This is a genomic window from Maribacter antarcticus DSM 21422 (genome assembly GCF_000621125.1).
Classification (GTDB): domain Bacteria; phylum Bacteroidota; class Bacteroidia; order Flavobacteriales; family Flavobacteriaceae; genus Maribacter; species Maribacter antarcticus.
Genome location: NZ_JHZC01000004.1, coordinates 605,814 through 618,641 on the forward strand (window position 1 = coordinate 605,814; position 12,828 = coordinate 618,641).

The 12,828-nt window shown below is 39.1% G+C and carries 8 protein-coding genes and 1 pseudogene; 2 read left to right on the forward strand and 7 right to left on the reverse strand.

Going from position 1 to position 12,828, the window contains the following annotated elements; translation table 11 throughout:
- Window positions 1-187: 187 nt before the first annotated feature.
- The 7 genes from purL to Q360_RS24365 form a co-directional block, all read right to left on the reverse strand.
- Window positions 188-3,886, reverse strand: coding sequence for a phosphoribosylformylglycinamidine synthase (gene purL, locus Q360_RS0102600; protein WP_027075702.1), 3,699 nt, complete (start codon window positions 3,884-3,886; stop codon window positions 188-190).
- 218 nt (window positions 3,887-4,104) lie between these two features.
- Window positions 4,105-4,872: an SOS response-associated peptidase gene (locus tag Q360_RS0102605; protein WP_027075703.1), complete on the reverse strand. Its 768-nt coding sequence runs from the start codon at window positions 4,870-4,872 to the stop codon at window positions 4,105-4,107.
- Between the two features lie 85 nt (window positions 4,873-4,957).
- Complete coding sequence (locus Q360_RS25605) at window positions 4,958-5,119, reverse strand: hypothetical protein (protein ID WP_156949984.1); 162 nt, start codon at window positions 5,117-5,119, stop codon at window positions 4,958-4,960.
- Window positions 5,120-5,644: 525 nt separating this feature from the next.
- Window positions 5,645-6,739: a DUF3644 domain-containing protein gene (locus Q360_RS0102615; RefSeq protein ID WP_027075704.1), complete on the reverse strand. Its 1,095-nt coding sequence runs from the start codon at window positions 6,737-6,739 to the stop codon at window positions 5,645-5,647.
- Between the two features lie 4 nt (window positions 6,740-6,743).
- Window positions 6,744-7,655: a DUF5655 domain-containing protein gene (locus Q360_RS0102620; protein WP_027075705.1), complete on the reverse strand. Its 912-nt coding sequence runs from the start codon at window positions 7,653-7,655 to the stop codon at window positions 6,744-6,746.
- Window positions 7,656-8,297: 642 nt separating this feature from the next.
- Window positions 8,298-8,945, reverse strand: a complete 648-nt coding sequence (locus Q360_RS0102625) for a hypothetical protein (RefSeq protein WP_027075706.1) — start codon at window positions 8,943-8,945, stop codon at window positions 8,298-8,300.
- 463 nt (window positions 8,946-9,408) lie between these two features.
- Complete coding sequence (locus tag Q360_RS24365; protein ID WP_051554533.1) at window positions 9,409-10,449, reverse strand: alpha/beta hydrolase fold domain-containing protein; 1,041 nt, start codon at window positions 10,447-10,449, stop codon at window positions 9,409-9,411.
- A gap of 389 nt (window positions 10,450-10,838) precedes the next feature.
- Between Q360_RS24365 and Q360_RS27565 the strand changes: the two are divergent.
- Both Q360_RS27565 and Q360_RS0102640 read left to right on the forward strand, forming a co-directional pair.
- Window positions 10,839-11,099 (forward strand): annotated as a pseudogene (locus tag Q360_RS27565) (IS30 family transposase); the annotation flags it as partial.
- Window positions 11,096-12,736, forward strand: a complete 1,641-nt coding sequence (locus Q360_RS0102640; RefSeq protein ID WP_211251562.1) for an arylsulfatase — start codon at window positions 11,096-11,098, stop codon at window positions 12,734-12,736. The pseudogene Q360_RS27565 and the gene Q360_RS0102640, both read left to right, overlap by 4 nt.
- Window positions 12,737-12,828 lie beyond the last annotated feature (92 nt).

Genomic DNA, 12,828 nt, shown 5'->3' on the forward strand with positions numbered 1-12,828 from the left:
GTAAAACAAGGGTAGCTTTGAATTTATAGCGCAAGCTACGGTTAGGACAGCCTTGTTTTTATACAGGTGAATTGCCCGTTATGACGGGACTCCTGTTCGTAAACACATCCCTTATTTTTAAAAAAAATAGCGGCACCACGAGTGTACATAGCGCGTAAAGACACATAAACCCATACCCCAGCAACACTTAACGATGCTTCAAAACCCATTCTTTCGCATTTATAAAAGCGGCTAACCAAGGCGAAACGGCATCCGTCCTATCTGTAGGGTAGTGCGCCCAGTTCCATGGGAAGGTAGAACGCTCTATATGTGGCATGGTAACTAAATGCCTTCCTGTCGCATCACAAAGCATAGCGGTATTAAAGTCGCTCCCATTAGGATTTGCCGGATAGGTCTCATAACCATACTTAGCAACGATATCATACTTATCTTCCGTATTTGGAAGGTTAAACTTCCCTTCGCCATGGGATACCCATACCCCTAAGGTAGTGCCAGCTAAACTGGATAACATGACCGAATTATTCTCTTGAATTTTTACCGATGTAAAGATACTCTCATGCTTTTGAGAATCGTTATAGGTCAGCTTTCCATGGGTTTCATGGGTTGGATTGATGAGGTCTAACTCCATAAACAACTGGCAACCATTACAAATACCTACAGATAATGTATCCGGTCGCGCAAAGAAATCAGTAATCACTTTATTCGCTTTTTCGTTGTATTTGATAGCGCCTGCCCATCCTTTGGCACTTCCTAAAACATCGGAGTTCGAGAAGCCTCCTACGGCACCTAAGAACTGAATATCCTCCAAGGTTTCACGGCCTGATATGATATCTGTCATGTGTACGTCCTTTACATCAAAACCAGCGAGGTACATGGCGTTTGCCATTTCACGTTCGGAGTTGCTTCCTTTTTCACGAAGGATGGCTGCTTTGGGTTTGGCTGCGCCGTTCGAAGTATTATTTGGTAGGGTTCCATTAAAATCGGTCGGGAATACATATTTTAAAGGCTGCACCTTGTAGTTATCAAAGCGGTCTTTTGCAAGACCGTTTGCGGTTTGTTTGGTATCCAATAGAAACGAAGTTTTAAACCAAGTATCCCGAAGCGATGCGACATTCAGTCCCATTTCCATACCAGCATTCTTAATACGCAATGTAGGTTCTGAGCTTACGCTTCCAATTTTTTTGACATCTATTTTAGCATCAACCAGTAGTTGTTCGATTACATTATCTTTCAACTGAAATACAATACCGATATTTTCTGAAAACAGCAGTTTGATGGTATCCGATTCCCCTAAACTTGTCAGATCTAAATCAGCGCCTAAATCGGTATCGGCAAAACATAATTCTAAGAGGGTAGTAATCAATCCCCCTGAGGCAACATCATGTCCTGCAAGTACTTGCCCTTCTTTTATTAAGCGTTGCATCAAATCGAAGACCGACTTAAAATAGGCATCATTTTTAATTGTTGGGGCTTCGGTACCAATCGCATTTCGTACTTGTGCAAAAGAAGAACCGCCTAGCTTATAGGCATCTCTTGATAGATTGATATAGTAAATGTCTCCACCGTCTTTTTGTAATACCGGTTCTACAACTTTCGTGATGTCGTTACAATTTCCGGCAGCAGAAATAACTACGGTACCGGGCGCAATAACATCCCCGTCTTTATATTTTTGTTTCATGGAAAGGGAATCCTTTCCTGTAGGCACGTTGATGCCTAGCGCGATAGAAAAATCCGATATCGCTTGCACGGCTTGGTATAGTCTGGCATCTTCCCCTTCGTTCTTGCACGGCCACATCCAGTTGGCAGATAGCGAGACCGATTTTAATCCGTCTTTCATGGGTGCCCAGATGATATTCGTTAAGGCCTCTGCGATACTATTTTTACTCCCCGCGGCTGGGTCAATAAGTCCGGAAATAGGGGAGTGGCCAATACTCGTGGCAATCCCTTCCTTTCCTTTAAAATCTAGCGCCATAACGCCCACATTATTCAAAGGCAACTGCAAGGGGCCTGCACATTGTTGTTTGGCGACCTTACCACCCACACATCTATCTACTTTATTGGTGAGCCAATCCTTACAACCAACTGCCTCTAGTTGCAGTACCTGTTCCAAATAGTCATGGAAAAATTCCAATTCGTACTCTGGTGCCTTATACGTTCTTTTGATGGTGGTGTCTGTCAATATCGTTTTTGGAGAGCTTCCAAAGATATCTGTAAGGTGCACATCCATCGGTTTTTCTCCTGTGGTGGCCGATGCAAAGGTAAAACGGTCATCACCGGTAACGGCACCTACTTCGTACATTGGGGAGCGCTCCCGATCTGCAATTCGCTTAAGTAGGGCAACATCGTCTTTACCGATCACCAAGCCCATACGCTCTTGGGATTCATTTCCAATAATCTCTTTGGCCGATAGGGTTGGATCGCCCACGGGGAGTTTATCCAAGTCTATGTTACCGCCTGTTTCTTCTACCAGTTCCGAGAGGCAGTTGAGGTGTCCGCCTGCCCCATGATCGTGAATGGAGACAATCGTATTGATCTCGCTTTCTACCATACCACGAATGGCATTTGCGGCTCGTTTTTGCATTTCGGGGTTGGAGCGTTGAATAGCGTTTAGCTCAATAGACGCACTAAATTCGCCTGTATCTGCACTAGATACTGCTGCACCACCCATGCCAATGCGGTAGTTGTCCCCGCCAAGAATCACAATTTTATCGCCTGTTTCTGGTGTGTCTTTTAGGGCCTGCTCTGCTTTTCCGTAGCCAATACCACCCGCTTGCATGATTACTTTATCGTAACCAAGTCTTCTTGTGCTTCCGGTATCGTCTGGACTAGCATCGTTTGCCTCATCGTGCTCAAAGGTCAATACCGAACCGGTAATTAAAGGCTGACCGAATTTATTTCCAAAATCCGATGCGCCGTTGGAGGCCTTTATTAAAATATCCATGGGGGTTTGGTAGCGCCAGGGTCGCTCTGCCATGCCATTCTCCCAAGGCCTGTCTTTTTCTAATCTAGAAAGTGCGGTCATATACACCGCTGTTCCTGCAGAAGGTAAGGAGCCCTTACCACCCGCCAAACGATCACGTATTTCGCCACCAGCACCCGTTGCTGCCCCATTAAAAGGTTCTACGGTAGTTGGGAAGTTGTGTGTTTCTGCTTTGATGGAAATAACCGAATTAAACTCCGATTCTTGATAAAAATCCGGTTTATCTGCTGTTTTTGGCGCGAATTGCACCACTTTAGGTCCTTTTACAAAAGCAACGTTGTCCTTGTAAGCCGATACAATAGCGTTGTGGTTTTCTAAAGAGGTCTTTTTTATAAGTTTAAATAAGGAAGACGGCATTTCTTTTCCATCTATGATAAAGGTACCGTTGAATATTTTGTGTCTGCAGTGCTCCGAGTTGACCTGACTAAAACCAAAGACTTCAGAATCGGTTAGTGGTCTGCCCATTTTTTCGGATAGCTTGTTTAGGTAGTCCACCTCCTCATCGCTTAGTGCCAATCCCTCTTGTTGGTTGTAGGCGGCAATATCATCAATGTTTAGAATCGCTTCTGGCTGCACCGCTACTTTAAAAATGTCTTGGTGCAGTTGCTCATACTTCTGAAAAAGCATGGGGTCAAAGGTGGTGTCTTCTGCTGAGGTGGCCTTAAACTCCTCTATGCGGATAATCCCAGTAATCCCCATGTTCTGGGTGATTTCCGTAGCATTCGTACTCCAAGGGGTCACCATAGCGGCACGGGGGCCAATAAAAAAAGCGTCTACTGACGCCGCTGCTATTTTAAGGTTGTTGCCAAACAACCAGCTTAGTTTGTCTATGTCTGTTGGGTTGATTTCTTGAGCAGTTTGGACGGCAAAAACTTTGGTTGCGATATCCCCGAAGAAATGAATCATATATGCTTAGGTATTGAGCGGGTTAGGAAAACGCAAATTTACGATTTAATGTGTGATTTTTTTACTGTGCGAAGAACAGTTTTCAACCACCTGTGTTGATAGTGTATGCGGTAATCGCTATTTAAATGCGCAGAGGCTTGCCTTTACATTTTAAGATGGTGCTTTTACGAAGGTCTTATGGGTTTGCCCTACACTAGTTTCCTGTACTAAAAAGGGGGCTAGGAAGCGCTAAGGGCTGCGTAGTGTACTTCTTCTGAAACACCTGCTACATTCCCTTGGTATTCCTTTCCGCGCAGTCGCGCTACGGGGTAGGCGGTGAGTTCCCCATCTGGCAATGGCGCTATTAGGTCTTGAATACCTTTCTTAGCTGTGGCATCTGCAATGGGGTGCAGCCATGCAGCTTCCAAACCGTTCTGTAGTACACATGGCATCCGTGGTGCTTTTAGCTTCGGGTTGTTATGAATGTGCTGCATTAGGGTATTTGCGGTGGTAGTCACGATTGAAAAGCTACGCAATAGCCCCTTGGTCTCCGGATTTCGCCATTCGCTCCACAGCCCCGCTAGTGCTAAGGGACGGCGTTCGCTGCGATGCACAAAATAGGGAAATGTTTTCCCCGCTTTGTGGTGATGCTCGTAGAACCCATCTACATAAATAATACACCTGTGGTCTTGGGCGGCAGCTCTAAACGCAGGTTTCTCAAAAATCGTCTCTCCTCGGGCATTCAGTGTCGCGTTCCATAGTTTTTTTTGCTGTGCGGTGTCTTTGGTCCAATGCGGCACAAGGCCCCAGGTAGCGACTTCTGGAAAATAGGGCGAACGGTCGGTATAGATGAATAGTTCTGGATGGGTAAAACCGGACGCATGGTGCAGGGGCAAATCGGTTAGCGGTGCCAGGCGTTCGCGGATATCTTCCATGGCCTGTAGGTCTTGATTTTTCTCCGCTCTTTTAAGCTGTGTTTCTAAACTTGTTTTGATGTCGTAGCACATGGGTTTTTGCTTGGGGTAGCTGCTGCTACGTTATAAAGTGAGAAGATACGACATCTTGGGTTTTGGGCAACGTGTAAGCAAAATTCTAAAGATTTTGGGAGGTTATACGCCTGCCCAAAGCATTGAATTTGGCGTAAAATAAGCCTGAGGTACCGGTTTTGTGGTAAGGTATTTTTACTCCCTTTCCGTTTGCTATTTTTACGATTCTAAAGGCCACCTGCGCACTACGTTGCAGTGCTAATGCCATAACGTAGTGTCCGTTTAATTTACATACATTATTACAGGTTGCGAGATTTTAATTCTTTCTCTAATACCACAGTTTTTTTTTCCATTTTTAATAAAAGGATAGGTCAAGAGTACTGGGAAAAACGTAAAAAATTCAAAACCATTTTTTACTGCGCTAAAAATAGTAATTCCTATACATAGCCCAATAATAGTTGCATTTACGGTCTTGTTGTATTGTATTTTCTTTTTTCTTCCAATAATTGCTCGTTATTTAAAGCTGCGAATACAGTATGTTCGATTGTCTAAAGTTAGTTAACGATGAATTTATGATTTTTTTTCAAAATGTTTTAAAACGTCTCGGCTATGGTTAGTACGGGATTTCAGAGAACTGAACTTTCGGACTTGCACTTAGCCAAATTTTTAATTTTTTCTTTATTTCAGTAAACACGCAAAATTCAAAATTTTGCGGACTTAATTCAAGGCACTTCACTTTGGGTTAAGCACCAAAACCCTTATTAAATATAGCCATTGTTGGCATTTCGTTATTTTATTCAGCTTCTTCAAACTCAATTATATTAAAACTTTCTTTATTGTCAAATTTTGTCTTCCAAGTTTGTTTGGTTAGTCTTCCATCATTAATCCCTTTAATTATCATTTCAGCCCAAGCATCTTGATATAGGTAATCCTTATGAGCTTCATCATAATGACAATAATTGATATTCGTATCAAATGGGTCGTCAATATCATTTCCGCTTGCTGGTCTAATTTTAAAGCAGCAATACAGGCATTTATGGTCAAAATGATTAATTGTAAAATCTATTTCTGAATTAATTTTGACAAGTACATCTCCTGGTTTTATTTTTCCTGGATTTATTGCTTCCTTTTTCACTACTTTATCTTTAATAATAGCAGTAACTTTTTCATAGTTGGCTCTATCCGCTTCTGAAAGGGAATTCCAGTTTACAAATTCGACAGCTAAATCACTTCTATTAGTGTTAGATATTTTTGGAACTTGTATTAGTTTAATACTGTATTCCTGAGTGTTAAATATTTCATCAGTCAATGAAGTCCTATAATTATCAATAAATGCCTTCAATTCCTTAACCTCTTTTGATAGTAATTTCTTACTTGCTTCAATTTGTGATTTTTTCCTTAATCTCGAAAACTGAATTGAAAAAGACAAACTTTCATTCAAGGCATAATCTTCACCAAAAAAATCAATTAAAGTGTTTTCATAATTATATAGAAATGCTTGGCATTCACCAAAAATCATTACTCCAATTTCATCTCTATCAATATGTCTGTGTTCAATTTTATTCCGAAGCTTAATAAAAAAACTTAAGTTTGATTTTATAGGATTATCAAGACTTCCATATTTCGTGATACAAGTTTTAAGTTCCCAAGACTTTTTCTCTCCATCAATTGTTTGATATCGACCATTTGAGTTTTTGTGAAAATACCTCTCTCCAATTGTATGATTAAAATGTGCGTGAAATAGGCGAGTCCAAGCAATTATCATTTGTGTAATAAATCCTTCAACTCGAAAAGGTGTTCTCGGTTTATTGTAAATTTCAACCGCTAATAAAGCAGCTTCAATTGAGCTTTCAAGCGTGGACTTAGTTTTGCCTTTTCTTAAACTCATTCAGTTATTTTTTATTCTTTTTAATAGACTGTTTTACAAGGCTTAATATGTATTCCAAATTTTCATCATCTTTGATTTGTATTTCAAAATCTCCATTTCCCCAATGTCCAGTTGTTGAAACATCTCTTGTAATTCCTTTTGTGTCGTCAAGTTCTCCTTTACTTATATTAATCCACATTTTCAATGCTTTTTTCTGTGGTAAAATGTCAATTACATTTCTACCAGCAACAAAGGCGATATATTTCTTTTTTGGCTTGATTTCAAGATTGTCTAAATTCTGAATTGCACTTTTAAATTTCTCGTAGAGTTCTTTTATTTCTTCACTTACATTTTTTAAATGCTCTTGTTCTGAATAGACTTTTATTTCTTTAGCAACATTGTCAATCGTTTTATCTGCTTTGGAAATTATTTTAATACTTTCTTGTGCCCCAGCCTTTTGAATTTGTTCGTAAGAGACTGTTGTATTTTCAAATCTTTTAACTTCCCATAATTCAATTGGTAAATCTTTGAAATTTATTGCTTCTCTTTGGTAGTTAGTAAATGCAGGTGAAACAAATAACACTCTCGATTGCGACCAATCTACGTCAGTCCGTTTTAATGTTTTGTCGAGATTTTCATTAAATTCTAAAATGAAGTCCGCTTTATTATTTAGCATTAAAGACAAGTAAGCGTAACCTTGGTCAATTACACTAAAATTTTTATCCCGTTTGTATTCGATAATCACGAAGGCGTTTGCTTCTTTATCAAAAGCAAGAGTGTCAATTCGAAAATTATTTAGGGCAAATTCAGATTTTACAAATTCAAGTCCGAAAATTGTTTTCAAATTATTTTCCGTTAATTCTTGGATTTCCTTTTCAAGTCGAAATGGCTTTTCTTTTATGTACTCTAATTTCTTTTCTATTTTGTATAATGCCATTTAGTTCTCGTTTTTTTTAATGAATGCCAACAAAGGGCTAACAGTACCTTTTCATTCAATTCATCAAAAATGAGTACTATTTATTATACGACTAAAATAAAAAATAAAAAGATTACATGTTACAGATATCCGTAATGGGCACAAAAAAATAAAGGGTGACGCTTAGCAGCGGTCATTCTACGCAAAACAAAAGAGCTAGGTCAATACCCTATCGGTCTCACAAGACCCGAAGGTAATGCGCTTCAAAATACGCATAGGAGCACTAGGGGGTAGCCTAAGCCTACACTAGTAGCTACTGCCGAGGGTGAATAGCGCTTTGGTCTGCTGATTTACGCACCGCTGTATATAGACTCTTATGTTGTTTAGTGTGAGAGGCGCATCGTCAGCTTTGCAACTTACCGGCGTCTAATTGATTATCTTCTGTGATTATTTCACTTTCAGTTCATCAATTTCCTTTGAAACTTCAGCTAATTTTTCTCTTATCGGTTTGATATATGTAAGTTTTTCACATTTAAGAACTCTCAGTAAATTTTCTTAAATTTTATTTATCGGATTTTGAGAATCACTAATCTTGTCCTTTAATTTTTTAATATCACTCTTAAACGAGTTATTTGAATAAGTTAGATTTTGAATTTTATCAATTTACTTTTTTAAAGCGTCATATGCTTTTAAAATATCTTCGAAATATTCCTTACCAGCAATTCTTGCATTTGGATGATATGCATCAATATAAATTCTATCTGCTTTTGCTATTGCATGACAAGTGCCAAAAATGTTCATTTGGTTTAAACCTAAGTCATTTTTAAAAAAACGATAAGTATTTCCAAAAATTACTACATCTGGATTAAACTCGACAATTTGATTGATTAATAATTCTTTAGATTTTAAGAAATGTTCATTTAACTCTGATTCAACAGATTTTGAGCCGCCACCAACTTTTTTAATGTTTATGTAAGCGATTTGCTTTAATACGTTAATAATACTCGGCTCATCTTTTGGATAAGGCATGTTTTCCCATTCTGTTTGATTTAAAATCCCATTTGTGACATAAATGATATTGCTAAAGGTTTTTTCCCAACCTTTTCGGATACCATATTCTGTTTTTAAATTATTTATGGCATCTCTTAAATCATATGATTCCTCTTCTCCTGTGCTATTTGCATCTTTTAAAATCCATAATATTTTAGGTTCAGCTTTTTCATAATCCTTTTCGCTTACAATACCGTCAAAAATTGGTGGTTTTCCAAAATGCTCTCCAATCCTTTCAATTTCTTTATCAAAGTTTTTCATTAGTAGTTAAGTTTTTTAAAATTACTTACAACGACAGGCTAACAGTACCTTTTCATTCGCTTTATCGAAAATGGGCACTATGTTATTGTCAACTAAAATAAAAAAACAAAAGAACTACCTGTTACGGATATCCGTAATGGGCACAAAAAAATTAGGGGTGACGCTTAGCAGCGGTCATCGTACGTACAAGAAATGAGCTAGGGTAATACGCTAGCGGTCATACGAGTACGGAAGGCAATGCGCTTCAAAATACGCATAGGAGCACTACGGGGAGCCTACGTCTACATTAGAAGCTAGTGCATAAGGTGAATAGCACGCTGGTCTGCTGCTTTAGGAACTGCCGTATATGCTGGTGCGCTTGTAAAGGTGAAAGCACCAAGCGAAGCGCTCATAGGTAGGGTAGTGCGAGCGGCGCACCGTGGGTTTTAACGCTCACGGCCGTCTGCTCGATTAGCGGCTGGCTTTAGTGCTCTTCCGTTTTTCTAATCATAAAATCTACAAAACGTTCTCCGCTCGGGTCTTGGTCATAGCCATGATAAACTTTGTTTGGTATGCCTATACTATCGCCCCATTTCTTTAATATTCGGGCGTGAAAGGAATGGTGGTTTAAGATATTGGACTGGGTAGGTTCTACCACTGGTGTTTGGGGGTTGGAAACCCAAAATTCAGGGTCGTCCGCACTCATCATAGCCAACATATCTACTTTTTGTCTATATGCTTCTACTCGGTCTGAATAAAACTCGTTCAATGAATCCATACCGTAAAATGAATTAAATCTTGGAATCATATCAGGATCTTGTTGAAAATACCATTGCCAAGTAAAATTATAATCTTTAAAAATATCCGTGACATAACGTTCCAAATCATAAGAAGCCTGGGTCGCTTTAACGGCAATGCCCTTTACGCGGGTAGATTCCTTAAAAACGGGATCAGGATTTGAGGGGTCGTTCATATCATCTGAAAATGCCAACCATGCTGCAGTGCCACCTCCCGCAGAACTTCCGCAAAGTACAATATTGTTTTTGTCTATATTTAGAGCGTTGCTCATATACCTAATGTATTGTAGACAACGTTTGCTGTCGTTTAGGGGTTTAAGCACCCCGTCTGTATCTCCCTCAAAGGTTAAAAGCCGGTAATTAATGGATGCGAAGGCTATTTTATTGGTTAGCAAAGTTCTTATTTCGGTGGGAAAATCCCAACTTCCGTTCCACATAACAGCATATGGATTTTCTTTTTTCCCACCCAAAAATCCTCCTCCGTGTATATATATGACCAACGGTGTTGGTACGGCAGAATTAGGAATGAAAATGTCAAAAGTATTTTTTGGATATGATCCATAAGAAATATCTTTTGAAAATTTAACATCCATTCCATTCAATTCAATTGGAGAGGGACTGTACTCCAAGGTGGTATTTTCAATCTCTTGCCCGTTAATAGCGTCATTTGTATTGCAGGAGTGCAACAACAATAAAGGAATTAAAATAGTTAATAATTTATAGTTCATTTGTGTTAGTTTATCATTTTAGACAATTTGATTGCTAAATAGTTTAACGCCTTTTATATTTAGTTTTATAAACTACGTTTGCCTTTTGATATTTTTTGTAGTACCAATTTTTATTTTCTATGTTTAGTTTTTAATAGTGCTTCCTTATTCAGCTTGCCGTTAACGGGCGTTTTTGCAGCAACGCCATTTGGATTAAAAATAATGAATCGATTGGGATTTAGGGCGTAGCTAAAGTGCTTTTCTCCGTTTTATCTGAATGGGGATGCGGCATCTGGAATAAAAGGAAGTCTGGCTTAGGGGCCAATATTTCCTGTAACAGGGACACCCCTTTTTAGCCTGTCTTTCAATACTTTTATGTCAAGAATGGACACAAGTCTTTTGAGATTGTAGCATACCATTATAAAATAGCTAAAGACTTTAATGTAAAAACTTACGTTACAAGACCTTATACTTCTTAAGACAAAGGAACTGTAGAAAATAGCATAGGTGCCATAAGAAGGTTTTTTCCAAAGAAAACAGACCTGAGAGAAACCGCAGACCAAAGAATATAAGAAGTAGAAAAATTGCTAGATTAGAAACCCATTAGAAAATTTAATTATAGTAACCCTATTGAAGTCCTAAAAGATAAGTGTGTTACCCTTATGGGTTGAACTCTGCAAATTTTAAAACAATGAAAAAAAAATTATTAGGTAGTGGCTTCATCAAACTATTGTATCTGGGATTCATAGGGCTTATCTTATATTTTATAGGGTCTCAGGCTTTCTCATGGGATAGTCAAAAAGACGAATTACAGGGGCATACGATTGACATCCCGCAGCAAAAAGATAAGCGCATGAACGTGTTGTTTTTGATGGCCGATCAATTTCGGGGTGACTACATGGGTGTTGCGGGAGCAGATTTTGTTATAACGCCTCATATTGATAAGCTGGCAACTGAGGGGGTTTCGTTCAATAATGGCTATGTTTCCGTTCCATCTTGCTTACCGGCAAGAGCGAGTATTTTGACAGGAATGAGCCCTTGGGGCCATGGACAGCTAGGATATACAGAGATTCCTGAATATCCTTATGAACTACCAAAAATATTTAACAAGGCAGGCTATTTTACTAAAGCTATAGGTAAAAACCATTTCCATCCTATGCGAAATACACATGGTTATCAATCCGTCGAGTTGGAAGAAGGATGGTACACTGAAACAAAACCCAATGAAGAACAAAGTGATTATGTCAATTGGTTTAGAAGTGAATTGCCAGAAAAGGATATAAACGCCACAGGGCTTGGATATGTTGATCATAGAGGAGAAAAAACCTTTCCCTTTGAAGAGAAATATCATCCTACCCATTGGACAGCGCAGAGAGCAATAGAATTTCTAAAAACACAAGATACAAATCAGCCGTGGTTATTAAAGGTGTCTTTTCAAAGACCACACCCTCCCTTTGATCCGCCCGAACGCTGGATGAAAGCGTATAAAAACGTTAACATTCCGCTTCCAAAAGTGGGCAAATGGTCAACTAAAAAATATGGCAACATGATTGGTTCATTGACAGAAACGCCCAATGCCACGTCAGGGAATTTTCCGATGGAAGAAATCATTGCTGCCAAACGTACGTACTGTGCCGCTATTTCATTTGTTGATGAACAAATAGGAAGAGTATTGGAAACCTTACGCGCAAGAGGTGAACTTGAAAACACCATTATTCTTTTTACCTCAGATCATGGAGATATGATGGGTGATCAACATATGTGGCGCAAATGCAGGCCTTATGAAGGGTCTTCACGAATACCTATGATTGTTCGCTGGCCTGAAAATGGCTCTATGGACTTTGCTAGAGGGCAATTGCGCGATGAGCTAGTAGAATTGAGAGACGTATTACCAACTTTTCTGGACGCCACAGGAATAAATAAACCAAACGTAATGGATGGAATGAGTATGTTGAATATCTTACGCGAAGACGCTTGGAGAAGATATTTAGATTTGGAACATGCGCAAATTTACGAGAAAGATAATGCCTGGACAGCTCTTACGGACGGTCGGTATAAATATATTTATTATACCTTAACAGGGCAACAACAATTATTTGATTTGAAGAATGATCCCAGCGAGTTATATGACTTAGCCTCTACTAAAATCCGCAATCATAACGGTGAATTATTAAATAAGTGGAGGAAAAGAATGATTGACCATCTTAAGGTTAGAGGAGACGAATGGGTTCGTAACGGGGACTTGGTTGTCCAGGATCAATCCATATATTATGGTAAAAATCATCCAAATCCAGGTTATCCAAGATGATATCAGTAGTATGATTGTACTTTTTTCTTAATCCAACGAAAAATGTGTTTTTTATTCAGCTTGCTGTTAACGGGCGTTTTTGCAGCCACGCC